This window comes from Polycyclovorans algicola TG408, assembly GCF_000711245.1.
GTDB classification, from domain to species: domain Bacteria; phylum Pseudomonadota; class Gammaproteobacteria; order Nevskiales; family Nevskiaceae; genus Polycyclovorans; species Polycyclovorans algicola.
This window is the reverse complement of record NZ_JOMH01000001.1, coordinates 1978434-2003688: the sequence shown is the minus strand read 5'-3', so window position 1 is coordinate 2003688 and position 25255 is coordinate 1978434. Positions and strand designations below refer to the sequence as shown.

Sequence of the window (25255 nt, the reverse complement as noted above, 5' to 3'; positions counted from 1 at the left end):
AACCAAGCGCCTGTCGCTAAGACGACGCCTGAGGCAGCGCCTCACGCCGCGCAATCCGCGCGTACAGGGCAATCGCGCAAAAATCCAACACCGACACGGCGGCAATCACCAGCACCATCGGCGGCACGCCCGGCATCCACCACTCGGCGGCCCAAAAGGCGGCGTAAATGGCCACCAGCATCGCCGCCCATCCGTAAGTGCGCAGCCGCCCCGCCACCAGACCCGGCAAGGGCAACAGCAGCAGCAATGCCATGGCAATGCCGATCACCGTCGTCGCCCAGTACAGACTCAGCGTCACCAACGCCGCGTGCAGCCCGATCACCGCCAGACGAATGCGCGGTGCCCAGCGGCGTGGCGCGCTCATGCCAGCCGCTCCGCAAGCCGTGCGACACGCTCGCCCAAGGACTCGCACAGCGCCATTTCATCGGGGTCCAACACATTCGGGTGCATGCCGCCGCCGGCCCAATGCGACGCGCCATAAGGCGTGCCACCCGCACGCGTCCGGTTCAGCGCCGGCGCCATGGAATCCATACCGACCAGCACCATGCCGTGGTGTAACAGCGGAATCATCATGGTCATCAACGTCAGCTCCTGACCGCCGTGCAACGACCCGGTGCTGGTGAACACCCCGGCCGGCCGGCCGTTGAGCGTGCCGTTGATCCACAGCTCGCCACTGGTGTCGAGGAAGTACTTCAAGGGTGCCGCCATGTTGCCGAAGCGCGTCGGGCTGCCCAGCACCAGGCCTTGGCATTCGCGCAGATCATCCAGCGTCGCGTAAGGCGAGCCGGACTCCGGCACCGCCGGGCTCGCCGTCTCGGTCTCGGGCGCCACCGGCGGCACGGTGCGCAGACGCGCACCGACACCAGCGGCCTCGATCCCGCGCGCGACCGCGCGGGCCATGCGGGCGGTCGAGCCGCCACGCGAGTAATACAACACCAAGACTTCGGTCATTCGTGATCGGGGGGAAATATTCGGGGCGCGTAGTGTGCCAGTCGCAGCGTCAGGGGTTGCCATTGATGTCGGTGCAGGAATGTCGGCGGAGGCGCCTACAGCCCCATGGCATGGCGAATTAACAGGCGTTTGACCGGCGGCAACTGGTTCATCCAGCGCAGCCCCTGGTCGAGCACGTCTGACAGGCCCGGCACGGTGGGCGCAAACCCTCGCGACATTGCATCGGTGAGGGCGATCATTTCGGCATTGGCGGCGCGGCGAGCGCGCTGGTAACGGGCCAGCACGCGCGGGCGGGTCCAGTCTCGACCGGCATCACGCGCTTCGCTCAGCACCCGGGTCAGTTCCAGCGCATCGCCCAGCCCGAGGTTCACGCCCTGCCCCGCCAGCGGATGCACGCTGTGGGCCGCGTCGCCGACCAGCACGGTCCGCCCTGAAAAATAAGCTTCGGCGTGTTGCGCCGTCAGTGGAAAAAGCCGCCTGGGGCTGCAGACCTTGAGCGGACCCAGCTCGCCGTCGAATGTGTCCGTGAGTGCCGCACTGAACGCCGCGTCATCCAGCGCGGCCAGCGACTCGGCCTCTGGCGACGACCAGACCAGCGAGTACGCGCCGCCCTGCCGCGGCAGCAGCGCGATCACCGCATCCGGCAGAAAGCGCTGCCAGCACGTCTGGGTGTGTGGCTGCTCGGCGCGAATGTCGGCGACCAGACCCGACGCCGCATAGTCCCAGGCATGCACAGCAATGCCGGCGCGTTCCCGCAGCGGTGAACGCGCGCCGTCGCAGGCAATGACCAGTTGGCTGCGCACCACGCGGCCGTCGTCCAGCCACAAGCTGAGACCGTCATCGTGGTCGGTCAGGTCGGTGACGGTGACCCCGCTCCAGCAGCGATCAGCCGGCAGCGCACGCCACAGCGCGGCACGCAATACCGACTCGGGGGCGATCCAGCCCAATTGCGGTACGCGCGCTTCAGCGGCGGTGAAGCGCAACGCGCCGTCGCGCCCGGCATGCCAGACCTGCATCTCGGTAAACGGTTGATGGGCGGCGTCATCAAGCGCGTCAGCCGGCAGCCCCCGCGCTGCGCCGGGCGCAATGGCGTACATACGCAGATCCTGTGGGTCGGCCACCGGCGGCGGGCCCTGCTCGATCAAGCCGACGTCGAAGCCGGCCTCGCGCAGCGCACCTGCGGTGGCCAAACCGACCACGCCGCCGCCAACCACGGTGATCGCCCAGCGCTGCAGACTCATGTTGAGCGCCCAAAGCCGAGGTTCTGCCACATCACCTCGCGCTTGACACCCGGCAGCAGGCCCAAGCCCAGCAGGCCCAGGTGGCGCGCGCCGGCAATACCCGGCCAGCGGTTGGAAAACACGCCAACCAGCGAATGCGTGAACCCGGCGGTTCGCTCGGCATCGGCGGCTCGCGCGGCGGCGTAGTCGGCCGGCAGCGTCGCCCAGTCATCCACCGGCCGGTCCCGCAGCAAGGTGGCCAGCGCGGCCACATCACGCAAACCCAGGTTGAAGCCCTGCGCCGCCACCGGGTGCAGCGCGTGGGCGGCGTTGCCAACGAAGACCGTCGACGGGGCATGCAGCCGGGTGCTGACGGTGCGCATCAGGGGGTAGGCGTTGCGCCGACCAAGTGCAGTCCAGCGCCCCAGCCGGCCGCCAAAGCACGCGGCCGCCTCGCTCAGAAATGCATCGTCACCCAGCGCCATGGCGCGCTCGGCCGCCGCCGTGGGCAGCGTCCAGATCAGCGAGCAGGCATCGCCCGGCTTGGGCAGAACCGCAATCGGGCCGTCAGGCGTGAAGCGCTCGTAGGTGACGCCCTCGCGCGGCCGCTGCACGCGGACGGCGCTGACAATGGCCGACTGCCGATAGTCGTGCAGCTCGGCCGGAATATTGAGCAGCCGCCGCACCGCCGACTGTGCGCCGTCGGCCGCAGCCAACAGACGGGCGTTGATGACGCGGCCGTCGGCCAGGGTCAGCACCGCACCATCGTCCAAAACCCGGACTGCGGTGACGGCGGCAGGGGCAAGCACGGTCACGCCCTGTGCCGCGGTCGCGGCCTGCCACACGGTCTGGCCGATGTGACGCAGCGGCAGGTTGAAGCCCAGCGCGTCCAACCCGGCCTCGGCCGCAGTGAACTGCGCCATGCCGAAACGTCCGCGCTCGGAAATATGCGTGGCGGTGATGGCGTTGGCTTCGGCCTGCAAAGCGGGCCAAAGACCGAGATCGCTGAAGATCTGACGGCTGCGGGCATTGAGGGCGATGCAGCGCTCGTCCCATTGCGGGCCGGATGCGGGGGGTTGTGCAGCCTCGATCAGCAGTACTCGCAAACCCCGACCGCCCAGCGCCACCGCCAGACTGGCGCCGACCAGCCCGCCGCCCACGATGGCCAGGTCAACGCTGCTGGCGGGGCTGTCGTCGCTCACCGCTGGGCCATCAGCGCTTCAATCGCGGCAGCATCTTTGGGCACGCCGCCGGTCAGCACCCGCGGCGCACCGTCGGTGACCACCACGTCGTCTTCGATGCGAATGCCGATGCCGTGAAAGCGCGGGTCGACCCCGTCGCTGCCCGGCGCGATGTACAGGCCAGGCTCCACGGTCATGACCATGCCGGGTGCAAAGTTGCGGTACTCGCCATCGGCTTGGCGGTAACGGCCGACGTCATGCACGTCCAGCCCCAGCCAGTGACCGGTGCCATGCATGTAGAAGCGCCGCAGCGCGCCCGACTCGATCACCGCATCGACGCTGCCGTCACACAGGCCCAGGTCCACCAGCCCCTCGGCGAGGATGCGCGATGCGGCCTCGTGCGGACTGCCCACAGAACGGCCGGGCCGCAGGCAGTCGATGGCCGCGATGTTGGCGGCCAGCACCACGTCGTAAAGCGCGCGCTGCGGGCCGCTGTAGCGACCATTGACCGGAAAGGTACGGGTGATGTCGGCGGTGTAGCCATCCAGCTCGCCACCGGCGTCGATCAACAACAGGTCACCGTCACGCAGCGGCTGGTTGTTCTCGGTGTAGTGCAGGATGCAGGCGTTGTCACCGCCGCCGACGATGCTGGTATAGCCCGGCACCATGCGGTGGGCGAGCAGGTGGCGTTCGATCTCGGCCGCAATTTCCCACTCGTTGCGACCCGGCCGGGTGGCCTGCATGGCGCGCACGTGGGCCTCGGCGCTGATACGCGCGGCCTCGGCCATCAGGGCAACCTCGCCGGTCGACTTGATCAGTCGCTGCTCGTGCAGCGTCGCCTCCAGCGCCTCAATGGCGGCCGGCGCCTGGGCGCCGCGACGGGCGATCTCGCGCAGTTGTCGCAGCGTGCGGGTCACCGGGCCGTCGAGCGCGCCATGTTCGGCCAGCGTGTAGTGCAAGGTTTGGCGCCCGGCGAGCAGCTTGGGCAACTCGGTTTCAAACGCATCGAGGGCATGTGCTTGGTCAGCGCCATAACGCACGATGGCCCCTTCCGGTCCGGCACGGCGGCCGTCCCAGACTTCACGCTCGGCGTTGCGCGGCCGCACGAACAAGACGTACTCACCTTCGGTGCGCCCGGGGCAGAGCACGGCAATGGCCTCGGGTTCGGGGAAGCCGGTCAGGTAGTGAAAATCGCTGTCCTGCCGGAACGGGAAATGCGTGTCGCGCGAGCGCACCTGCTCGTGCGCGGCAGGAATGATCGCCACGCCCTGCGGGCCCATGGCCTGCATCAGCGCGGCGCGACGTTCGGCGAAAGGCATGCCCATCAGTGCACGCTCCGCGACTGCTGCGGGTCGGGCATCGGGTCGGGGCGAAGTTCCATGTAAATCAACTGCACGCCGACGCGCACGTATTCCACCAACTCGGCGTAGGCGGTTTCTTCAAGCTCACCGTCTTCCTCAGGGTCGAAACTGGCGCGGGTCAGTTCGGTGAAGTCGGTGAGAATTTCCTGCGCGTCTTCGCCCATCTGCCGCGGGTCAAACCCCGGCCGCAACGACAACCCGAATAGAAAGCCGGCACACCATGCGGCCATGGCGTCGACCCGCGCCTCCAGCGGATGGCTGTCATCCGGCAGCAGCGGCGCAAAACCCATGTCCTGGTCCTGCAGAGACACCAACGCCTCGTCGCGCAGTTGCTTGAGGCCGTCGGGCGCGCGTGACTTGGCCGGCACACCGGCATCGAGCAATCGCAGCAGGTCGATGTCTTCCGGGCGTTGCACACACAGCGCGCCACACACCGAGCCGTGAATCTCGGCGGTGTCCCCCCCGCGTTCGTACTGACGGACCACCGCGTCCAGCGCGGCAAAATCTAAAGGCTTTGACATGGGCCCGATTATAAGCCGCGCCCCGGCTCACCCCGTGTCGCGCGAATCTATACTCCGCACATGATTGCCACAGACTTCGTTGCCGCCCTGCGCGCAGCCGCCCCGTATGCCCACGCGCATCACGGGCGGGTGTTTGTGATTGCCTTTGGCGGCGAGGCGGCCGAGCAGCCCGGATTCGACGCCTTCTTGTACGACATCGCGCTGCTGCACAGCCTGGGCGTCAAGCTGGTGCTGGTGCACGGGGCGCGTCCACAGATCGACGCCATGCTGGCGGCACAGGGTCTGGCGCCTTTGTATCAGGGCGATTTACGGGTTACCGACCGGGCGGCGCTGGAGTGCGTCAAGGCCGCTGTCGGCAGCCTGCGCATGGCCATCGAAGCGCGACTGTCGACCGGCCTCGCCAGCACGCCGATGGGCGGCGCGCGGCTGCGGGTGCTGGGCGGCAACCTGGTCACCGCCAAGCCGGTCGGCGTACGCAACGGGGTCGATCACCAGTTCACCGGGGAGGTGCGGCGGGTCGATGTCGACACGCTGCGCGACGTGCTGGCGGCCGACCGCATCGTGCTGCTGTCGCCCATCGGCTACTCGCCCACCGGTGAGATTTTCAACCTGCGCGCTGAAGACGTGGCGACCGCGACGGCCGCCGCGCTGAAGGCCGACAAGCTGGTGTTGGTGCTGCCCAGCGACCCCAATCAATGGCGCATGGCCGAAGACACCGGCGATGCCGGGCAGTTGTCGCTGGCCGAGGCCGAAGCCTTGCTCACCACGTCTGACCATGTGCCTGAGGATGATCGCCACATCATCGAGGCCGCAATCCGCGCCGGCCATGCCGGGGTCAAGCGCGTGCACCTGATCGGCCAGCAGACCGATGGCGTGCTGCTGCGCGAGCTGTACACCCGCGACGGCGAAGGCCTGATGCTCTACGCCGACAGCGCCTACGAGGCGACCCGCGACGCCACCATCGAAGATGTCGGCGGCATCGTCAGCCTGATCCAGCCGCTGGAGGCCAGTGGCGTGCTGGTGCCGCGTTCACGCGAGCAACTCGAGCTGGACATCGAACACTTCAACGTCATCGTCCGTGACGGGTTGGTGATTGCCTGCTGCGCGCTGTTTCCCGATGCCGCCAGTGGTTACGGCGAGTTCGCCTGCGTGGCGGTGCATCCGGATTACCACCGCGCCGGGCGGGCCGGCGCCCTGCTCAAGCGCGTCGAGATTGAGGCGCGGCGGCTGGGGCTGCGGCACCTGTTCAGCCTCACAACGCACTCGCCGCATTGGTTCATCGAACACGGTTTCGAACCGGGAACGGTCGAGACGCTGCCGATGGCGCGCGCGGCGCTGTACAACTACCAGCGCAACTCCAAGGTGCTGATCAAGTCGCTTTAGCGATTGTTGGGGCATCAATCGCGCGCGTCATTGATTGCCGGCGCGCACTGCGTCAGTGTCAGACCGCTTCGGCACGCGCCGCCAGTGTGGCCCCATGCTGCTCCAGCGCCGCCAGGTCGGGAATGATCACCGGCTGCCGGGCAATGCGGCAGCGGCCCGCAACGAACGCATCGCCGTCGGCCCCGGCGGTGTCCGCCGTGAGCACCTGCTGACTGAGCGTCACTCGACGCGGCGCGGCCTGGGCAATCAGCACAACCCGCGCCTCGGTCGATGACAGGCCCTGCAACACCACCAGCCGTCCACGCACGCTCGGCGGTGCGCTGTCGTGCCCCAACAGGGTTTCAAATTGCAGCACCGGCAACCGCTGACCCCGGTGCGGCACCCAACCACAAAAGCCGGCCAGGTCGGCGGTCGGTGCCGTGTCAGCCAGCGGCTCAAGCAAGGCGATGGGCAGGACGTCCAGCAGCGCCGAGTTGGGTAACAGCGCGCTGCCCTGCTCCAGCGGAATCAGTGCCGCGTAGAGCACATCGACCCGCTCTGTCACGGTGGCGTTCATGCCGTCAAACCGGGCAGCAGGGTTTTCAGCGCGTCCATCAACTCCCCTTCCTGATAAGGCTTGATGAGGTAGCGGTTGACACCGATGGCTTCGGCGCGACTGCGGTGCTTGTCGCCCGAACGCGAGGTGATCATAACGATGGGAATGCGCGCCAGACGCTCGGTGTTTCGCACATAGCTGGCCACCTCGAAGCCGTCGGCACGCGGCATTTCAATGTCGAGCAGAATCGCTGCCGGCGCCACCGTGGCCAGCTGCGCCATGGCGTCGAGTCCATCCTTGGCGGTGACCACCCGCAGGCCATTGCGGGTAAGCAGGCGCTGGGTGACGCGGCGGATGGTGATCGAGTCATCCACCACCATGATCAACGGCGTGCTGCCGACGCGGTCAGCGCGCGGCTGGGCGCGCTGCTGACGGGCACGGGCCTGGGCCAGCGCCACCGCATCAAGAATCAGCACCACCTGCCCGTCCGGCAGGATGGTGGCGCTGCTGATGCCGTTGATGGCGCTGACGATGGGGCCCAGCGGCTTGGCGACGATTTCGCGATTGCCGATCACCGCATCAACCAGCAAGGCCGTGCGGCCGCCGCCTATCGGGCCTTCACTGGCACGCAGCATCACCGCCTGCACGGTGTTCTGGTCAACCGCGATAGGATGCGCCGCCACGCCCAGCAGGTCACTAAGACGTCGTAGCTGATAGGGGCTGCCGCCGTACATTACCGGCTCGGGCGTGCTGGTCGACAGGTGGCGCGGCAGCTCATTGAGCGGTACGCGGACCACCCCTTCAATGTTGGCCAGCGGCAATGCGTAGGGGCGCTCGGCGACACGCACCAGCAGCGCGTGCGATACCGCCAGAGTCAGCGGCAGACGAACCTGGAAGCGCGCGCCCTTGTGCCGTGTCGAGACCACGCCCAGCGTACCGCCCAACTGCTTCACCTCAGCGGCCACCACGTCCATACCGATGCCACGCCCGGCGGCCTGGGTGACGGTTGCGGCCGTGGAGAAACCCGGTTCAAAAATAAAGCTCGCCAGGTCGATCTCACGCTGCGGCGCGCCGGGGTCCAGCGGCGCGGCCAGCAAACCTTTTTGCACCGCGATGGCCTCGATGCGGTCGTGGTCGAGCCCGCCACCATCGTCGCTGAGCACCATCAACAGTTCGCTGCCCTCGCGTTGCAGGGTCAGCGTCACCAGCCCCACCGGCGGCTTGTTGGCCTCGGCACGCTGCTCGGGGGTCTCGATGCCGTGCACCACGGCGTTGCGCAACAGGTGCTCCAGTGGCGCGGTCATGCGCTCGAGCACGTTGCGGTCAAGCTCGGCTTCTTCACCGATGACCTGCAGGTTGGCCTGCTTGCCCAGTTCGAGCGCCGTGCTGCGCACCACGCGCTGCAGGCGCGGAATCTGCCGCGAAAACGGCACCATCAAGGTGCCCATCAGCCCTTGCTGCAGCTGGGTGTTGACGCGGTTCTGCTGCACCAGCAAGGTTTCGCTGTCGCCGACCACGGCGTTGAGGGTGTCCTGCAAGCCTGCGATGTCGCCCAGCGATTCGTTGAGCGAGCGCGACAACTCCTGCATACGCGTGTAGCGGTCCATTTCGAGCGGGTCAAAGTCGCTGGCGTAGCGGTCCTGCTCGGCGGTGCTGGAGGCCAGACCACGGGCGCGGATCTGGGCGTCGGTTTCGGCGTCCATCTGGCGCAACTGGTCACGCAAACGATCAACCGACTGCGCCATTTCGTTGAGCTGGCTGCGCGCCTGGGTCATCTGCGCTTCGAGTCGTGCACGGATGATCGACGCCTCGCCGACCTCGTTGAGCATGCCGTCGAGTCGTTCGACCGCAACGCGTGCGGTTTCCTGTCGCGACACGGCGCTGTCGGCCTCGTACTCGGGGACGAAGAACAGGCGCGGGTCCCACGCGGATGGCGCAGCGGCGCGCATCGGTTGACTGGGTGCGGCCGCCGCCAGTGCGGCGAGGCTGACCGGCGGCTTCAGCGACTCTTGTGCCAGATCGCTGATCGCCTGTCCGACCGCGTTCAGCGTGGCCGGCTCGGTGAGTGTCTGGCCTGCGCGCTCCTGGCGTTCCAGCTCGGTTTCGAGCGCATGCGCGCGGTCCGAGAGCGCCGACCAACCGCACATGCCGGCGCCGCCCTTGAGGGTGTGAAGGGCACGCAGCAAATCGCCTCGTGGGCTGGCGTCGGCGCTGTTCTGCCGCCAGCGCCCAAATGCAGCCTCGAGCGCATCGATCAACTCGCTGGCTTCTTCGGAGAAGATCGCCAGCAACTCAGCCTGGTCAGCGTCGTCGCCCGCCGTGTCGAGGCGCGTGAGTTCGGTAAACGGTGCCGCTTCAAGCGTAGCGACCGGCTCGGCATCGGCAATTGGTGCCTCGACCTCGGCCGGTGTTTCTGCAGGGCTGCGCAGGTCCAGGGCAGCGTCGTCCCACAGTGCAAAGGCGTGGGTCGATCCATGTTGCAACGCGCGCAGACCCGACTGCAGTCGCTCGGCGATGTCGGTGAGACGACTGAACACGCCCGGCGGCGGCGTCTGGCCCTGCAGGGCTTTGATCTGTATTTCAAGCCGCGAGGCGACATCGCCAAAGTCGGCGTAACCGGCCATGCGCGCACTGCCCTTGAGGGTGTGCAGCACACGCTGGGTCTCGGTGGCCGGCTCAGGCGCTTCAGGGTGCAGCGACCAGCTTCGCGCCAAGTCGTCAAATGCGTCGAGCAGCTCGTGGGCCTCGGCGAAGAAAATCGCTTCCAAGGTCTGGTCGTCGTCAGGATCGACCTCCGCCTCGACAGCCGCCTCGACGACCGCTTCGAGCGTCGCATCGGACGTCGCCGGCGGCGCAGCTTCGTCTTCGACTTCGGTTCCTGCGGCAACCGGCGTGGGCGGCTTCGCGTCAGCAGTCACACCCAGGTCGGCCTGCTGCGGCGCCTCGTCGACCCCAAGCCGGGCAATGCGCTCCAGCTGGTCCGGCGCCGCAGCCGGGGCACGCCCGTCGCGATAGGCGTCGAGCAACTGCATCATCGCCTCGAAGATCATCGGCAGCTGGGCGAAGACCCCGGGACCGGGCGTCACGTCGCCGAGCCGGCGTTGCAGGGCACGCGCCACGTGGGCGAGTGCCGGCACACCGGACACCGCTGCTGAACCGGCCAGGGTGTGGAGTTCGCGCTGCATCGCCTCGAGCAGGTCGTCGCGCTCGGGATCCTGTGCCCAGGCGCGTGACAGGGCCTCGGTCTTGTCGATGAGGTCCAGTGCTTCCATCGAGAAGATGTCGACCAGCTCGCGCGCCGCGACCACCGCCTTGACAGCCTCCGGCGCCCGGGTTTGCACCTGCCGCAGTCGCGCCATCATCGGCGCGGCGTCAGGGGCCTCGGCGTCGCTGCGGGTCACGGTGGCGACCCACGCGCGCGCCTCGGTGAGCACCTCGGCCAGTACCGCGCAGGCTTCTGCGTCAGGGCGCTGACTGATCGCACGCAACCCGTCGAGCCAGTGTTCGCATTCGGCGGCGACTTCGGCCAATGACGCCAATCCAACAACCCCGGAGGCGCCGCGCAGGGTGTGGAACGCGCGGATCACCGGATCGGGCACATTCGAATGGGTGCCGGGCTGCTGCAGCCATGCACCAATCTGATCGATTTTTTCGCCGGCGTCTTCGACGAACGCGACGCGCATCTCCGGCGTGACACGCGGCCCGTCAAGACAGAGTCGCGCATCTTCAATCAGGGTGGACACGTCTGCGGGCATGGCCTCGCCATCGCGGAACCGGGCGATCAGCGTTGGCAGCGCCGCGTGCGCGCGGGTGACGAGGGCGATGACGTCCGGGCGAATGTCGAGGGCGCTGTCGAGCACGGCATTGAGCACCCGCTCGACGGCCCAGGCGTAGTCGGCGAGATCATCGGCACCGACCATGCGGCCCGACCCTTTCAGGGTATGGAACGCGCGCCGGATCACCACCAGCGCCTCGGAACGCTCGGGCTGCCTGAGCCACGCCGGGATGACGCCATTGAGGGTCATCAACACTTCGCCGGCCTCTTCGCCGAAAATCTCGCGCAGCTCGGGATCGATGGCGTGGGTGTCCTTTGACGCCATCTCGGGTGCCGGCGGCGCAACCGGGGCGCGTGAACCGTGCGCCGGTAACAACGCCCGTAAATCGGCCAACAACAGGTCGATCTCGCCAAATGGGTCAGCGGCAGCCGAAACGGCCGGGATATCCAGGCCGTCGCGCAGGGCTTCGAGCGTCAGTTCGACACGGGTGAGGATCAGCGCGAACAGCCGCGCCACCGGGGTCTCCGGGCCCTCGAGCACCAGCGCCGGGTGCAAGGCCACCTCGGCGAGGCCGTTCAGCGCGGTGGCGAGGGTCAGTTGGTCGATGATCGGCAGGGTCAGCGCAACCCGCTCAAGCACCGCCGGCACGTCAGCCAGACCGGCAGGCTCACGCCGGCGAAACGCGGTGTCCAGCGCGCCACGCGCGCGGGCGATGTCGCCAAGGGCAACGCTGATCAACGCAGCCCGGCTGTCTTCGAGCGTCGGGTTGGGCAGCTCGCCCAACTCCGGATTCATCGGCGGCACCAGGCCACCCAGCTGGCCAAACAACTCGCGCTCCAGACTCGACTCGACGCGCAGCAGGTTTGCCGCCAACGCCTCCCAGCCGGCCACATCCGCCGTGAGCTTGAGCGCGCCCAACTGCAGGCATTGACGCGCGACGTGACCGCCGAGCACCCGCAGCCCCAGACCGCGCAGCGTGTCGGCCACCTGTGACAGTGACCGTTCGGCGGTTTCAAGGTGGCTGGGTTCGGCGGTGCGAACTGCGAGGTCAATCGCGTCTTTGGCCTCGGTAAGATCGGCCTTGATTTCGCGCGTCACCTGCGCCAAAAGACGTGCGTTGGGCCCCTGCAGTTGCGCGCGGCGACGCTCAACGGTGCGGTCGTCGGGCACCCAGTCGAACAGCCGCCATGCGGCCTGCGCTGCCATCACACGACGGCCACGCGGCAAGGCACGGGCCACGAAATACATCAGGGTGGTCGCGAGCTTGGCCGCCTGGGCATCGGCCTCGGCGGGCTGCTCTCCGAGCAGCTTGAGTTGCTGGCCGACGGTGCCCAGTTGGCGACGCAGCTCCATGCCAAAGTCCAAGCCCTGGGTCAGCACCGCCTCGACCACGGCGGCCATCGCAGTCCACAACCAGTAAGACGGCAAGTGCGGCGTGGCGGCTGCCAATTGTTCGGAGAGCTTGCCGAGACGGCCCCAATGGGCGCGCGCGTCAGATTGCTCGCGCATCACGGCCAGCAGCGACGACTGGTAATACGCTGACGCCTTGCGTGCCAGCGCTGGCATCTGGCTGGCACGCGCCTGGGCAGCGCCATCACGCGCCGGCCACGGGTGCAGTGCCAACTGCCGGGCGATGATCGCCGACTCGCTGACCAGGGGCCGGTTGACCGCAAGGCGCAGCTCGTTGATCAGCGGCAGCAACAGCAGCGGCGAGTCGGCCTGACCACGCGCCAGCAGGTCAAGGTAATCGGGAATCAGCACACAGCCGCTGAGCACCGCGCTCAGGCCGACATCATTGGTGCTGAGATGGTCGCCGCCGCCGGCCACCATGCCGCTGCGACGGCTGAGCACCTCGGCCATGCCCTCGAAGCTCAGCCGCAGGCTAACCCACGGCAAAATCTCGGCGACGCCCTGCAGTTGTTGCAGCACGGCCATCGCATCACTCAGCGGCGCGGTGCCGTCGTGACCTTCAACGTGACGCTCAATGGCCAGCCGCACCTTGATCAGACAGGCATCGATCTCGGGCCGTATCCACAGCACCCGATAGCCCTCGGGCAGCGGCGTCATCAGCGACACGGCGCGCTCACCAGCCGGCATGTCGCACCCGCTCGCTGGCTGCCAGTTTGTGCAGGCTGATGACGCGCAGCGCGCCGGTCTCGGGGGTGCGCAGGGCACCAAGTGTCACGGCCATCCACGGGTCCCCCTCGGTGGACGCCCACTCGCACTGGTCGCTGACGTCGAAGCTGCGCGAGCCGACAACCTCATCGACCAGAAACCCCAACCACTGCGGTTGGGTGTTGACCACCAAAGTGCGCTGCAAACGGCCCGGTGCGGTGTGACCGTCGCCGATCAACGCCTTCAGGTCGACCAGGGTCAGCAACTGGCCGCGCAGGTTGCCAACGCCGCGCAGCCAGGCGCGGGCATTGGGAATCAGGGTGGCGGGTGGTGGCGGAATGACCTCGCTGACATCAGCCTGCGGTACGAGCAGCGACTCGCTGCCGACCCGCACCATCAGCCCCTTCCAGCGGGTCGCAGCCTCGGTGGCAAGGTCGACGCGGAGCAACCGCAGCTGCGCGTCCAGCGCCAGCAGAGACTCGAACGGACCCTGCGACATCAAGCGGCCCCGAGGTGGGACTCGACCGCAGCGAGAAGCTCTTCGCGGGTGAAGGGCTTGGTGAGGTACTGGTCGGAGCCCACCAGTCGGCCGCGCGCGCGATCAAACAACCCGTCTTTGGACGACAGCATGATCACCGGAATTTTTGCGAACTGCGCGCTACCCTTGATGAGCGCGCAAGCCTGATACCCGTCGAGGCGCGGCATCATGATGTCAATGAAAACAAGCGAAGGCACGCTGCGCGCTAACACCGCCAGCGCTTCGAAACCGTCTTGTGCGGTCACCACTTCGTAACCAGCTTTGGTCAGCAGCGACTCGGCGGTTCGCCGGATCGTCTGACTGTCGTCTACCACCATGATGCGCACGGCTGAGCGTTGCTCCTCGGACACAGGCGATCCACTCCCTTTTGACGACAGTTTCTTGGCTTACTTGAACTGCGTTTTAGCACACTCCCAGCCCCGCCCGGCAATCATCGGCCTGCCCGAGCTGCGGCGCTACACTGCGCACCTTTCAAATCGAGTGTGCCTGCACCATGACGCCTCCCGTTCCCCGCCTTGCCACCGCCAACATGGGCCCGCTGCTGTCGCTGGAAACGCGCCTGATCGAGCGCTCGGCCGACATCGAAGCGTGGTTCCGCCAGCAGTGGCGCAAGACACCGGCGCCGTTCTACGCATCGACCGACCTGCGCAACGCCGGCTTCAAGCTGGCGCCGGTCGACACCAATCTGTTCCCGGGCGGCTTCAACAACCTCAGCGCGTCATTCGAGCCGCTGTGCATTCTGGCGCTGCAGGCGGCACTGAAGGGCCTGTGCCCCGAGGCGCGGCAGATCGTGCTGGTGCCCGAAAATCACACCCGCAACCACTTCTATCTTGAAAACGCCGCCCAGTTGCATGCCCTGTTGAGCAAGGCCGGCTACCGGGTCCGCATCGGGTCGCTGTCGCCTGAAATCACCGCGCCGACGCAAATCGAGCTGCCGGTGTCGGGCCGTAGCCTCACCTACGAACCGCTGGTGCGCGACGGCAACCGCTTGCGCGTTGGCGACACCAGCCCCTGCGCGATCCTGCTCAACAACGACCTGTCGGCCGGCTTGCCCGAGATTCTCAAAGGCTTGGAGCAGACCGTGTTGCCGCCGGCAGGGCTGGGTTGGCACGCGCGCCTCAAGTCGCGGCACTTCGGCTTTTACCGCGAGGTGGCGGCCGAGATTTCGGCGCTGCTTGAGCTCGATCCGTGGTTCATCGATCCGATGTTTCGCAACTGCGGGCAGATCAACTTCCTCAAGCGTGAAGGCGAAGAGTGCCTGATCAGCAATGTCGAGCGCCTGCTGGCCGACATCAAGGAAAAATACAAGGAATACGAGATCGATTCCGAGCCGTTCGTCATCGTCAAGTCCGACACCGGGACCTATGGGATGGGCGTGATGACCGCACGCTCGGTCGATGACGTGCGCGAAATGAATCGCCGCGCCCGCACGCACATGTCCAGCGCCAAAGAGGGCAACGCCGTCACCGGCGCCATTCTGCAAGAAGGCGTGCCCACCCTTGAGCGTATGGGCGATGACAACGCCACCGCCGAACCGGTGGTGTACATGATCGACCAACACGTGGTCGGCGGCTTCTACCGGCTCAACAGCCAGCGCGGTGCCGACGAAAACCTCAATGCGCCCGGCATGCGCTTCGAGCCGCTGGCCTTCGAAGAGTGCGGCAACCATCCCGAGCCCGGGGCCGCGCCAGATGACCAGCCCAACCGCTTCTACGCCTATGGCGTCATCGCCCGCTTAGCGGCGCTCGCCGCGAGCCGGGAAGCGGAGGCGCTGGGTGCGATGAGCTGAGTCAGGCCACGTCGGCGAGGGGTGCGTCTCGGTGAGTTTCAAGGCCCTCATCGCTGCTCGAATGGTTCGGTTTGCTGCGATTGCTGGGCCTATTTTGGTTTCAAAACCCTCACTGCTCGTTTGAAGGTTCAGTTGGCCGGGATTGCCCCCGGCGGTGCAGTTCCTTTTCTTGACACCAAGAAAAGGGAACCAAAAGAAGGTGCCCCACTGCCGGGCCCCGCTGCGCGGGGTGCCCTGTGCTTCTCGCAACGGAGGGGATTCGCGGAACTCGCTTCGCTCAGACAACCGCGAATCTGGTCCCTCCGCTGCTGCGATGCTCAGCCCGGTCAGACGGGGGTTGAACAGCAAAAGCCAAAGCGTCAGGGCGCGCTGCTTTTGCCTTTGACGTTCTCCCCCTTTGTTTCGGCCGAGCATCGGAGCGGCAGGCGATCAAGGCTTGCGCTTGTCTGAGCGATAGCGAGTTTGCGCAAGCCCGCCTGACGCGAGAAGCGCAGGGGCCTTTGGGCTGCAAGCCCAAAGCCGAAACATGGGGTGGCTCTTTTGCTTACTTTTCTAGCAGTAGAAAAGTGAGTGCCCCGCCGGGGGCAGTCCCGGCCACTGAACCATCAAGTTGGCGTTGGGGGTCATGAAACCCGCCGCTTCCAGAATCAGAATCAAGAACGGTTAATCAGGTCGCGCAGGAAGCAAACCCACCGCCGGAATAAGCCCCGGCCCGGCCGTCCGTGGCCGGGCGTTCGAGGCCGCAGCGAGTGCCACTGGCACGCTAGCTGCGAACAAACCTCAAGAAGCCATCCCTGGCGCGACTTCACCGCCCGAATGAACCCCGGCCCGGCCGTCCGTGGCCGGGCGTTCGGGGCCGCAGCGAGTGCCACTGGCACTCGCCAAGCGCGGCCCCTCACCCATTCGGCAGCTTCATGGTGTAGCGGCAGATTGCCGGGCAGACGAAGATCGCGCCGAGCATGTTGGCGAAGAAGGCGAACATCAGCAGCACGCCCATGTCAGCCTGGAACTGCAGGCCCGAAAGCAGCCAGGTCGACACCGAGCCGGTGAGCACCAGACCGGTAAAGATCACCGGCTTGCCGGTCATGCGTAGCGTTTCGTAGTACGCCTCGGTGAGCGATTTGCCCTTGCGGACAAACTCCTCAATGGTCGAGTAGATGTAGATGCCGTAGTCGATGCCGATACCCACCGCCAGGGCGGCAACCGGCAAGGTGGCCACCTTCATGCCTATGTCGGTCAAGGCCATAACGCCGTAAATGAGCTGCGACACCACCACCAGCGGCAGCAGAATCGACAGCACGCCGGCAAGGTTGCGGAACGAGATGAACAGGAACACCACGATCACCAAGTAGACGAACAACACCACCTGGATTTCTTTGTCCTTGACCACTTCATTGGTCGCCGCCATGACGCCGACGTTGGCAGTGGCCAGCGCAAAGTTGACCGGACAGTCAGCGGTCATGCCTTTCCAGGTTTCGACTTCGACGATTTCGCGTTCGCGCAGCGCCTGCACCTGTGGATCTGCGTCCACTTCGGCGTCAGATGCGCCGTCTGCCCGCAGCTTTTCAGTGAGGTGGCGCAGGTCCAGACGCAGGTTGCCAAACTCGCGTCGCTTGGCCGTCTTGGCCTCGCAGTCCGAGGCGCTGGCATCCGGGTGGTCCTCGTAGTACTCGGCGGCGTTACGGGCGTTGAAGTCCTTCACCGCGTCGGTGGCGCGGGTAATGGTCGTGGCCTTGTGATCCCCCATGAACAGGAACACCGCCATCGCCGAGCAATCGGGGTTCAGCAGACCCGAGGTGGTCGGTATCGGCGTGATCGCCTGCACCATGACGTACTGGTTGCGCGGCAAGATGTGGTGCTTGGGCGAAGCCTCGTTGAAGGCAGCCGTGACCTGCTTGGCGGCCCAAGGCAAGGACACGTAAGACTGCACACCCTCGACGTTTTGCAGCGTCCAGGCGAAGCGGTCAATCTGCGACATCACGTCGTGACGGATGCAGGCATCGGGTGAGGTTTCGGCAATGACCTTGAGGATGTCCGTGCCGATGGAAAAATTCTCAACCACTGCCGCCGTATCCTGGTTGTAGCGTGAGTCCGGGCGCAGCTCGGGCACGCCGGCCTGGGCATCGCCGTAGATCATGTCCTTGCCTTTCCAGGACGCCCAGCCAAAAGCCGAGGCCGCCATGAGGATGACAATGGCGGCCGGGACCGGCCGCGTGACGACGGTCATGGCGCGGAAGATCGGGTTGAGCACCGCCTCGCGCGATTCCTGTTTTTTCAGGAAGGCATCAACGTCACTCACCGAAATGTAGGTCAGCCAGATCGGCATCAACACCTTGTTGGTGATGATGATGGCGATCATGCCGTAGGTGGCGTTGATCGCCATCTCGCGAATGACGTCGATGGGGATCAGCGCGATGGTCAAGAAGCCAGCCGCGTCGGTGATCAGTGCCGTGGTGCCCGGAATCGCCAACCGGCGGAAGGTTTCCAGCGAGGCGTCATAGCTGTTTTTGCCAGTCGCCAGTTCTGACACCCAGCTGCTGGTGTACTGCACGCCATGCGAAACCGACACCGAGAGAATCAGGAACGGCACCAGAATGGCGAACGGGTCCAGCCCGAATCCGGTCATGGTGAGCAGGCCAAACTCCCAGATCACCGCCACAAATGAGCACACCAGGGGCAGCCACGACAGCTTGAAACTGCCGAGGTAGAGAATCAGCAGAATGAAGGTCAACCCCAGTGCGACGAAGAAGAAGCCGACCACCTCCATGGCCGCATCAGTGACGTCGCCGATGACCTTGGCAAAACCAAGAATGTGCACCTCGATCTCGTCGTCTTCGAACTGACGGATGGTGTCTTCAAGCTGTTTGGCGACCGCGCGGTAGTCGAGCTTTTCGCCGGTGACCGGATCGGTTTCCAGCAGCTCGGCAAAGATCATTGCCCCGCGCTGGTCGACGGTGGTGTAGCGACCGATGATGCCGGCCTTGCCGACATTCCCGCGAATGATGTCGAAGTACTCCTGCGTCGGCTGATACTCGGCCGGAATCACGTTGCCGCCGCGAAAGCCGCCTTCGACCACCTCGATGTAACGTACGTCTGGCGTGAACAGCGATGACACCCTGGAGCGGTCAACGCCTGGCAAAAAGAACACCTCGTCAGTGGCCGCCTTGAGCTTGTCGAGAAACTTCTCGTTGTAGATGCTGCCGTCCTTCTGGATCAGCGCCACCAACACCGTGTTGGCCCCCCCAAACTCGGCTTCGTAATGCTTGTAGATCTCCATGTAGGGGTGATCGAGCGGGATCGACTTGTCGAACCCCGCATCGACCCGCGTCCCTGAGGCAAACCACGCAAACAACACGGTGAGCACCAGCAAGATGAGCAGGTTGATCTTGCGAGGCCCGTAAATCAGCGGCTCGATGACCTTGAGAATCTTGTCCTGCAGGCTGCCGGCTTCGACGGTGGATGGCGCTGCCATGAGTCCTCTCCTTGTTATTCGTTAGATCAACGGTCGGACAGCGACAGCGGCGCCCGCTGCACGCCGGACTCGCCGACCGCCAGCAGGCCATCGCCGAAGGGAATCACCGCCGAGAGCGGCGTGCCGCGCGCCGAGCGGAAAGCGTCGATCTCCCGGTCGTCAAGGATCGTGATCACGCCATTGAGCCCGACCAGCACGGCCCGTCCGTCGTCGAGCCGGGCACCGCCGAACATGGTGGCCTCGTTGTCGCTTGCGATCTCCTGCCAAGCCTCGGCCTCGGGCTGATTGACCGGGTCATCGTTGGTGTACAGCGTGCCGCGCAGGCCATAGACCATCACGCCGGCCCCGCCGGTCCCCAAAGCGCCAAAGTACGAGCTTTCATAAGGCGAGGGCAGCCGGGTCCAGGTCTGGCCCTGATCGCTGGACACCGCGAGCAGACCCATCTCGCCGGCGATGAACAGGCTGCCATCGCCGAGGCGGGTGATGCTGTTGAGGTGAAACTCGTCTTCGACCACCTCAGGCGCGTCAACCGGGTTCCAGGTTTCGCCGCCGTCATCGGTGCGACGCATCTTGCCGTAGGTGCCGACGACGATGGCACTGTCAGCATCAAGCACCAGCAAGTCAAGAAACGGGCTTTCGAGCTCGGGTTCAAAGTTCTGCAGCGACCAGCTCGCGCCGCCATCGTCGGTGTGCACGATGACCGCATCGTGCCCCACCGCCCACCCGGTCTGACCGTCTTCAGCAAACTGCACGGCGGTCAGCGCCGAACGTACCGGCACTTCAACCTGTGCCCAGACATTGCCGTCCGCCGACACCAGAATGTGGCCACGATCACCCACCGCCACCAAGCGCTGGCCGGTGTTGACCACATCGAGTAGCAACGACTGCGGCGCCAGGGGTTGAATTTCGGCAGGTCGGGGGCGGATCGGCGGGGCGTCGTCATCTTGAGCAATGGCCGGAGGGGCTACCAAGCCGGGGGCAAACAGCGCCGCCATCAACCATCCGATTCGACGTTTCATCACGGTCCATCCCCCGATATGAGAGGCGTCATTTGCGCCCCGGTCTTGATCTCGTCATTTGCGCCTGCGGAAATGACGTCGCACGCCAGTGTAGGCCGGCGTGCGCAAATTGTTTGACCGCAGCGCCATGCGACGCGCGGCCCCCGCACAGTGCTCAGAAGGCGTAACCCAAAAACACCAGCAAGTTGTCGCGGTCACGCAGCGCATCGCGGTTGGCGCCGCCGGTGAACCAGGTGTAGCGGAGCTCACCGAGGATGCGATCCTGATAGTCCCAGCGCAGACCCGCGAGGATCTGCTTGCGGCCTTCGACGAAGTTCTGGCCAAGGCCGGGACCGACGCCGCCCACATCATGAAAGAAGGCGCCCAGAAACTCGAGATTGGCGCCAAAAATGGCGTTGTTGTAGCGCGTCAGCGTCACCAGGCGATAACCATACGAATGCTCGGTACCGAACCCCGAGCGATCGATCACGGCCTGGGACTGAGGGTTCTGCAACAGCTCGGGATTGGTGCGAATGTCACTGCTTGGATCGTTGGGATCGGCGCGAATGTCCGACGGGTTGATGCCGAGACTGCCGTCGGCACCGGCGGAAATGTGGGTGTCTACGCCACCACCATTGGCCTGGAAGACACCAAGGTCAGGGAAGCCCGGCAGATGGGTGTAACCCAGCTCCAGCAGCAGCGTCATCTGCGAAGCACCAAACGGGTTCTCGGCTGCACCCAACAGACGCGACAGGTTGAGGTTGAGCTGGCCAATGCCCATCGGCTCCCAGCCTTGCACGTACTGACCGGCCTGCACCGTCTCACCGCGATAGGTGGTCTGCAAAAAGTCCGGTACCGCCGTGCGGCGACCGGGCAGCACGGCAATGCTCAGGTCCAGGTCGTTTTCGGGAAACGCCGGCTGCAGCAGGGCGAAGGTCAAGTCCACCGTGTGCGCCTGGATCGGCAAGTTGTCGCGGTAAACATACTCGCCAGCCAGCGCGTAATTGCCCACCGTGGTGTTGAACGACATGCCGTACATGCGAATGTCTTCCGGGTACTCGACGAACAGCCGCGCCGTGTCCAACGGCAGCGCCTCACCCGAGAATGGAATCTGCACGCCATCGACGCCGTTCTGCAAAACGCCCTGCAGAATGCCGCCGAGCGCCGCCGGGTCAATGCCGCAGGCCAGCGCCAGCGGGACGATGGCCGTGGCAATACCACCCGGCGGAAGCGATGCCGGTAGGCAGGTGTCCTGCGCGGCAAAACCGCTGACGCTGGGCACCCTTGCGTGATAGTTCGCAAAGTAAAGGCCGAACTCGGTGCCGTTGTTGAAACCCTCGGCAAAGTAGCGGAAGGCGGCGCCGTACTGACCTGTGTCGCTGGGCCGGCGACGGAATTCTTCAGCGCCATCACGTTGCAGCGTGCGACTGGCCTGCGAGTTCAGAATGAATGCCGGGTCGCCAGGATTGTCGGCAGGGCGATACACGCCGCGCGTGCCGAACTGGTACGGGTCGTCAGCGCCGGCCGGAATGTAGGCCATTCCAGGGTCTTCCGGCGCCTTGCCGAACGACAGCATGGCGTACGTACCGCCCGGTCCGAGGGTGTCGGAAACCGAGAAGAAACTGCCCACCGGGTCGGTTGAGATCGGCCGCCACTCGTAGCCGTAGAACAGCTCCATGTTGAGGTTGGTAAACAGCTCGGCGTTGATCGTCACCATGCCCAGCGGCCGCTGCAGCTCACGCACGTCAAAGCCGGGGATGCGCAGCAGCGATTGGTCCGCAGGGTTGAGGGCGTTCAGCGAATTCGGCACCAGAAATGCCGACTCGCCCCAGTTGATCACCTGCTGGCCCACCTTGACGCTGACAAACTTCTCGCCGATCAGGAAGTTGCGGCTGATGAACGCGTCAAGAAAACGCAGCTCTCGCGCAATGGCGTCTTTACCGCTGCTGGAAAACGCCGTCTCGCGCGCCTGAAGCGTGGTGTCGGGGTGAAACTGGTCAAGGCTGTTGTAGTTGGCATCAAACAGCGCCAGGGTGCGAACGAACACGTTGGCGTCAAAAATCGTGAAGTTGATGTCCGTGGTCAGTTTGGCCGCCGCATGCACCACGTCATTTTTCGCGAAGTTCAGGTTGCCGTCGTCGGCGTTGGGGGTGAACGAGCCTGGCTGCGCGATGTAAAAATCGTTGGCGTTCATGTCTCCGGTCATTTCCTGCGGATTACAGGTGTTGCCGATGAACGTGTTTTCACCGCGCGGCCCAGGACCACTGACGCCGTCATCACCGACACGCTCGACACAGATCGGGTCGTTGCCCAGCAGCGCCGCCACGTTGGGCTTGCCAATGTTCGACAGATCGCGGTCCTGCATGCGCCACAGCGCGCCGGCGGTGGCCAAGTTGCTGACGGTGAACGGCACGCCGCCCAGCTCGAACTCAAAGATGGCCTGCGCCGCGCTCCCCCAGCCGGCACCGACTGCACACATCAGGATGCCTGCACCACGCCGTAACGACGCACCCCGTGATCTCTTCATATCCGCTACTCCCTCGGTTGCGGCGCCGTTTGGCTGTGGCCCTGCTCTCACGCCGTCTTGATGATGAAATCGGCTTGGCATCTCGATTACCGGCGACCCGCGTCAGTGAATCGGTGCTTAATTTGTACGAAAGTGTCGCAATCAAAATGCCCGGACGCAATCGGTGAAATCACCCTAAAGCGGATTTATTGCGCACGCCAGATGACACTCGCCATGCGCCCGCATTGACCGTCTCGGCGAAACGAAAACCAACGCTGCGACTCGGTGACCGTGCACGCCGCACTGTCGGTCACGTGAGTGATGCCCAGACCCTTCAATCGCAGCCGTGCCAGCGCGCCCAGATCACCCAGCCAGTGGCCCGCACGTGATGACGCCACGAACGCCGCCGACGCGGCCGGGGAATGCGCGACGAAGGCCGCGCGCACCTCGTCCCCCACCTCGAACGCCGTCGTGCCGATGCGCGGCCCCAACCACACCTGCAGCGCCGATGCCGAGGGCGGCAGCGCGCGCACGGTGGTCTCGATGACCCCGGCCGCCAGTCCGCGCCAGCCGGCATGAATGGCGCCGACCAGCGAGGCGTCGGCGCGCCAGAACAACAAAGGCAGGCAATCGGCCGTCATTACCACGCACGCCACGCCGGCTTGCGTCGTCCATTGCGCATCGGCCTCGGCATTGACAGCCGAGGGCGCCTCGACGACGTCAATGCCGTGGATCTGCGTCAGCCACTGGATCTGGTCGATACCGGTCAGTTGGGCCTGCAAGCGGGCGCGGTGGCGTGCGACCTCAGCAGCCGGCGCGCCGACGTGGCCAGCGAGGTTGAAGCCCCAGCCCTCGCCGCCGCGCAGGGTCTGAACAAGACGAATACCGGAGGGCAAATTGACCGGCGGCGACCAAACCGGCAACGGTTCAGTCATCGCGCGGGTCGAGCTCAACCAGTGCGTCCAGCAGGCCCTGCATGTCGGCGGGCGGCGGGCGACTCCAGACCACATCTTGGCCGGAACGCGGATGCACGAAACCCAGGGTCCGCGCGTGCAGCGCCTGCCGGTCAAACGCCGCAAGCCGCTCGCGCAAGGCTTCGTCCAGTCCGCCGCCACGCACCCGGTGTGCGCCGTAAGTCAGGTCACCGACCAGCGGATGACGGATGTGCGCGAAGTGCACCCGTATCTGGTGGGTGCGCCCGGTCTCAAGCTGCACGCGCACATGGCTGTGGTGGCCAAAGTGCTGCTCGACCCGGTAGTGGGTGACCGCCTCGCGCCCACCGCGCGGCACCACCGCCATTTTGGTGCGCTCGCGCGGGTGACGGCCGATGGGGGCATCAATTGTGCCGCCGGCGATCAGCGGCCCCTGGGTCACCGCGTCGTACTCGCGCTGCACGCTGCGCGCCGCCAACTGGTCAACCATCGACGCATGCGCCTCCAGGGTGAGCGCGACCATCAAAAGACCACTGGTGTCCTTGTCGAGCCGGTGGACGATGCCGGCGCGTGGAATCGCATTGCTCTGCGGAAAATGGTGCAGCAGCGCATTTTGCAAGGTGCCATCACGCTGACCGGCACCGGGGTGCACGGTGAGACCTGCGGGCTTGAAGATCACGGCCAAATCGGCGTCGGCGTGAACAACCTCCAACGGCATGTCCTGCGGCTCGACGCGGTGGTCGGGTAGCGGCACGGCATCGAGCTCGATCAGGCCGCCCTCAACCACCAGTTCGCGCGAGCGGGTCAGCACTTCACCATCGACCTTGACCCGACCCTCAACGATCCATTGCTGCAATCGCGCCCTCGAATATTGGTCGAACAGTCGCGCGCAAACCACGTCCAGTCGTTGCCCGCCCAACTCGGCAGGTACCGGCATGGTGAGCAAGTCGTCGTCACTGTCGACGGCCACTTCGGGGTCGACAGCGGTCATTGGCTATACTCGACGATCATCCGCAGCTCACAACGATTGGCTTCCATGATTTCCTGCCTGCAACGCCTGATGGTGATCTCAACGCTCGCGCTATTGAGTGCTTGTGCTTCGACGCCTGATGACAACGCCGACCCGGTGCTGCCGCCGACCAGCCCGTTCGCCGGTCCCGTCGACCAACCGCTAAGCGGTCGCGAGAGAAACCTGACCGTGGCGCAATTGTATCGGGCCGCCCGCGGCGCGATGGAGGACGGTGACTTTCAGACCGCCCTGACCCGCTACGACCGTTTGATTGGCGAGTTCCCGTTTTCGTCGTTTTCGACCCAGGCCTCGCTGGAGCAGATTTACGCGCTGCACCGCACCTTCAACCCCGACACGGCCATCGCCGCTGCGGACCGTTTCGTGCGCGACAACCCCCGCCACCCGGCCAACGATTACGTGCAGTACCTGCGCGGGCTGATCAACGAATCACGCGGTGACGGCTTTTTGTCCGGCCTGGGCTACGACACCACCCAGGACGACGTCAGCTTTGCACGGCGCGCGTTTGATGATTACGCGGTGCTGATTCAACGTTTCCCCGACAGCGTCTACAACGCTGACGCGCGCCAGCGGATGATTGCGCTGCGCAACCGCATCGCCGCTCACGAAATGCACGCACTGCGCTTTTACATGGATCGCCGGGCATATCTGGCAGCGGTCAAGCGCGCCGAGCATATCGTTGCCACCTACCCCGGCACCCCCTCGGTGCCCGAGGCGCTGGCGCTGATGGAACGCGCCCAGCGCACCCTCGGGCTGACCGACCAGGCCCTGGCCACCGAGCGGCTGCTGCGCGGCAACAATCTGCCCACCGCTGCCGACCTGGGCGAGGCGCAGGTCGAGCAGGGCTTCTTCGCACGAATCGGCACCCGCATCGGCAGCTGGTTTGGGCTGAGCGGTGGCGACGCCGAGACCGAGGCCGAGCCGGGCGAAACTGGCTGACGCGTCACCTG

The 25255-nt window shown here is 65.7% G+C and carries 18 protein-coding genes; 3 read left to right on the top strand and 15 right to left on the bottom strand.

Annotated features, from left to right (window positions below):
- Positions 1 to 16 precede the first annotated feature (16 nt).
- From U741_RS0109520 to U741_RS18380, 6 genes are all read right to left on the bottom strand, one after another.
- Entirely contained in the window at positions 17 to 364 is a 348-nt protein-coding gene (locus U741_RS0109520; RefSeq protein ID WP_029890242.1) for a DUF2069 domain-containing protein, read from the bottom strand.
- Positions 361 to 951: an NAD(P)H:quinone oxidoreductase gene (gene wrbA, locus U741_RS0109515; RefSeq protein WP_029890241.1), complete on the bottom strand. Its 591-nt coding sequence runs from the start codon at positions 949 to 951 to the stop codon at positions 361 to 363. The genes U741_RS0109520 and wrbA overlap by 4 nt, the downstream gene beginning before the upstream one ends.
- Before the next feature lie 95 nt (positions 952 to 1046).
- Positions 1047 to 2192 (bottom strand): FAD-dependent monooxygenase, encoded by a 1146-nt coding sequence (locus U741_RS0109510; RefSeq protein ID WP_029890240.1) that lies wholly within the window; start codon positions 2190 to 2192, stop codon positions 1047 to 1049.
- Positions 2189 to 3373, bottom strand: a complete 1185-nt coding sequence (locus tag U741_RS0109505; RefSeq protein ID WP_029890239.1) for an FAD-dependent oxidoreductase — start codon at positions 3371 to 3373, stop codon at positions 2189 to 2191. The genes U741_RS0109510 and U741_RS0109505 overlap by 4 nt, the downstream gene beginning before the upstream one ends.
- On the bottom strand, positions 3370 to 4677 hold the full coding sequence (locus tag U741_RS0109500; protein ID WP_029890238.1) for an aminopeptidase P N-terminal domain-containing protein: 1308 nt from the start codon (positions 4675 to 4677) through the stop codon (positions 3370 to 3372). The genes U741_RS0109505 and U741_RS0109500 overlap by 4 nt, the downstream gene beginning before the upstream one ends.
- Positions 4677 to 5234 (bottom strand): UPF0149 family protein, encoded by a 558-nt coding sequence (locus tag U741_RS18380; RefSeq protein WP_052378671.1) that lies wholly within the window; start codon positions 5232 to 5234, stop codon positions 4677 to 4679. The genes U741_RS0109500 and U741_RS18380 overlap by 1 nt, the downstream gene beginning before the upstream one ends.
- 60 nt (positions 5235 to 5294) lie before the next feature.
- Here U741_RS18380 and argA point away from each other — a divergent pair, with 60 nt between their 5' ends.
- Complete coding sequence (gene argA / locus U741_RS0109490; protein ID WP_029890236.1) at positions 5295 to 6617, top strand: amino-acid N-acetyltransferase; 1323 nt, start codon at positions 5295 to 5297, stop codon at positions 6615 to 6617.
- A gap of 58 nt (positions 6618 to 6675) precedes the next feature.
- Here argA and U741_RS0109485 read toward each other — a convergent pair whose 3' ends face one another.
- Genes U741_RS0109485 through U741_RS0109470 form a run of 4 tightly spaced genes read right to left on the bottom strand, consistent with a single transcriptional unit; the run spans position 6676 to position 13898 of the window.
- Entirely contained in the window at positions 6676 to 7173 is a 498-nt protein-coding gene (locus tag U741_RS0109485; protein ID WP_029890235.1) for a chemotaxis protein CheW, read from the bottom strand.
- Complete coding sequence (locus U741_RS17765) at positions 7170 to 13025, bottom strand: Hpt domain-containing protein (RefSeq protein WP_043110250.1); 5856 nt, start codon at positions 13023 to 13025, stop codon at positions 7170 to 7172. The genes U741_RS0109485 and U741_RS17765 overlap by 4 nt, the downstream gene beginning before the upstream one ends.
- Positions 13012 to 13542, bottom strand: coding sequence for a chemotaxis protein CheW (locus U741_RS0109475; RefSeq protein WP_029890234.1), 531 nt, complete (start codon positions 13540 to 13542; stop codon positions 13012 to 13014). Before U741_RS0109475 ends, U741_RS17765 begins: the two co-directional genes overlap by 14 nt.
- Positions 13542 to 13898 carry a response regulator gene (locus tag U741_RS0109470; protein WP_052379006.1) on the bottom strand — a complete coding sequence of 119 codons (357 nt, stop codon included), beginning with the start codon at positions 13896 to 13898 and terminating at the stop codon, positions 13542 to 13544. Before U741_RS0109470 ends, U741_RS0109475 begins: the two co-directional genes overlap by 1 nt.
- A gap of 176 nt (positions 13899 to 14074) precedes the next feature.
- On the opposite strand from U741_RS0109470, the gene gshA reads away from it, so the two are divergent.
- Positions 14075 to 15370 (top strand): glutamate--cysteine ligase, encoded by a 1296-nt coding sequence (gshA, locus tag U741_RS0109465; protein WP_029890232.1) that lies wholly within the window; start codon positions 14075 to 14077, stop codon positions 15368 to 15370.
- Between the two features lie 895 nt (positions 15371 to 16265).
- On the opposite strand, the gene U741_RS0109455 is transcribed toward gshA, so the two are convergent.
- The 5 genes from U741_RS0109455 to rluD form a co-directional block, all read right to left on the bottom strand.
- Positions 16266 to 18842 carry an efflux RND transporter permease subunit gene (locus U741_RS0109455; protein WP_052378670.1) on the bottom strand — a complete coding sequence of 859 codons (2577 nt, stop codon included), beginning with the start codon at positions 18840 to 18842 and terminating at the stop codon, positions 16266 to 16268.
- A gap of 26 nt (positions 18843 to 18868) precedes the next feature.
- Positions 18869 to 19861 carry a WD40/YVTN/BNR-like repeat-containing protein gene (locus U741_RS0109450; protein ID WP_029890230.1) on the bottom strand — a complete coding sequence of 331 codons (993 nt, stop codon included), beginning with the start codon at positions 19859 to 19861 and terminating at the stop codon, positions 18869 to 18871.
- 154 nt (positions 19862 to 20015) lie between these two features.
- On the bottom strand, positions 20016 to 22319 hold the full coding sequence (locus U741_RS0109445) for a DUF1302 domain-containing protein (protein WP_029890229.1): 2304 nt from the start codon (positions 22317 to 22319) through the stop codon (positions 20016 to 20018).
- Positions 22320 to 22552: 233 nt separating this feature from the next.
- Positions 22553 to 23281, bottom strand: a complete 729-nt coding sequence (pgeF, locus tag U741_RS0109440) for a peptidoglycan editing factor PgeF (RefSeq protein ID WP_029890228.1) — start codon at positions 23279 to 23281, stop codon at positions 22553 to 22555.
- On the bottom strand, positions 23274 to 24269 hold the full coding sequence (rluD, locus tag U741_RS0109435; protein WP_200872704.1) for a 23S rRNA pseudouridine(1911/1915/1917) synthase RluD: 996 nt from the start codon (positions 24267 to 24269) through the stop codon (positions 23274 to 23276). The genes pgeF and rluD overlap by 8 nt, the downstream gene beginning before the upstream one ends.
- Positions 24270 to 24314: 45 nt before the next feature.
- Here rluD and U741_RS0109430 point away from each other — a divergent pair, with 45 nt between their 5' ends.
- Entirely contained in the window at positions 24315 to 25244 is a 930-nt protein-coding gene (locus tag U741_RS0109430; RefSeq protein WP_052378669.1) for an outer membrane protein assembly factor BamD, read from the top strand.
- Positions 25245 to 25255 lie beyond the last annotated feature (11 nt).

What these genes read in the sequence shown, in the direction of transcription:
- U741_RS0109520 (WP_029890242.1), bottom strand. Translation starts at nt 364, where the DNA reads ATGAGCGCGCCACGCCGCTGGGCACCGCGCATTCGTCTGGCGGTGATC.
- wrbA (WP_029890241.1), bottom strand. Translation starts at nt 951, where the DNA reads ATGACCGAAGTCTTGGTGTTGTATTACTCGCGTGGCGGCTCGACCGCC.
- U741_RS0109510 (WP_029890240.1), bottom strand. Translation starts at nt 2,192, where the DNA reads ATGAGTCTGCAGCGCTGGGCGATCACCGTGGTTGGCGGCGGCGTGGTC.
- U741_RS0109500 (WP_029890238.1), bottom strand. Translation starts at nt 4,677, where the DNA reads ATGGGCATGCCTTTCGCCGAACGTCGCGCCGCGCTGATGCAGGCCATG.
- U741_RS18380 (WP_052378671.1), bottom strand. Translation starts at nt 5,234, where the DNA reads ATGTCAAAGCCTTTAGATTTTGCCGCGCTGGACGCGGTGGTCCGTCAG.
- argA (WP_029890236.1), top strand. Translation starts at nt 5,295, where the DNA reads ATGATTGCCACAGACTTCGTTGCCGCCCTGCGCGCAGCCGCCCCGTAT.
- U741_RS0109485 (WP_029890235.1), bottom strand. Translation starts at nt 7,173, where the DNA reads ATGAACGCCACCGTGACAGAGCGGGTCGATGTGCTCTACGCGGCACTG.
- U741_RS17765 (WP_043110250.1), bottom strand. Translation starts at nt 13,025, where the DNA reads ATGCCGGCTGGTGAGCGCGCCGTGTCGCTGATGACGCCGCTGCCCGAG.
- U741_RS0109475 (WP_029890234.1), bottom strand. Translation starts at nt 13,542, where the DNA reads ATGTCGCAGGGTCCGTTCGAGTCTCTGCTGGCGCTGGACGCGCAGCTG.
- U741_RS0109470 (WP_052379006.1), bottom strand. Translation starts at nt 13,898, where the DNA reads ATGGTGGTAGACGACAGTCAGACGATCCGGCGAACCGCCGAGTCGCTG.
- gshA (WP_029890232.1), top strand. Translation starts at nt 14,075, where the DNA reads ATGACGCCTCCCGTTCCCCGCCTTGCCACCGCCAACATGGGCCCGCTG.
- U741_RS0109455 (WP_052378670.1), bottom strand. Translation starts at nt 18,842, where the DNA reads ATGGCAGCGCCATCCACCGTCGAAGCCGGCAGCCTGCAGGACAAGATT.
- U741_RS0109450 (WP_029890230.1), bottom strand. Translation starts at nt 19,861, where the DNA reads ATGAAACGTCGAATCGGATGGTTGATGGCGGCGCTGTTTGCCCCCGGC.
- U741_RS0109445 (WP_029890229.1), bottom strand. Translation starts at nt 22,319, where the DNA reads ATGTGTGCAGTCGGTGCCGGCTGGGGGAGCGCGGCGCAGGCCATCTTT.
- pgeF (WP_029890228.1), bottom strand. Translation starts at nt 23,281, where the DNA reads ATGACTGAACCGTTGCCGGTTTGGTCGCCGCCGGTCAATTTGCCCTCC.
- rluD (WP_200872704.1), bottom strand. Translation starts at nt 24,269, where the DNA reads ATGACCGCTGTCGACCCCGAAGTGGCCGTCGACAGTGACGACGACTTG.
- U741_RS0109430 (WP_052378669.1), top strand. Translation starts at nt 24,315, where the DNA reads ATGATTTCCTGCCTGCAACGCCTGATGGTGATCTCAACGCTCGCGCTA.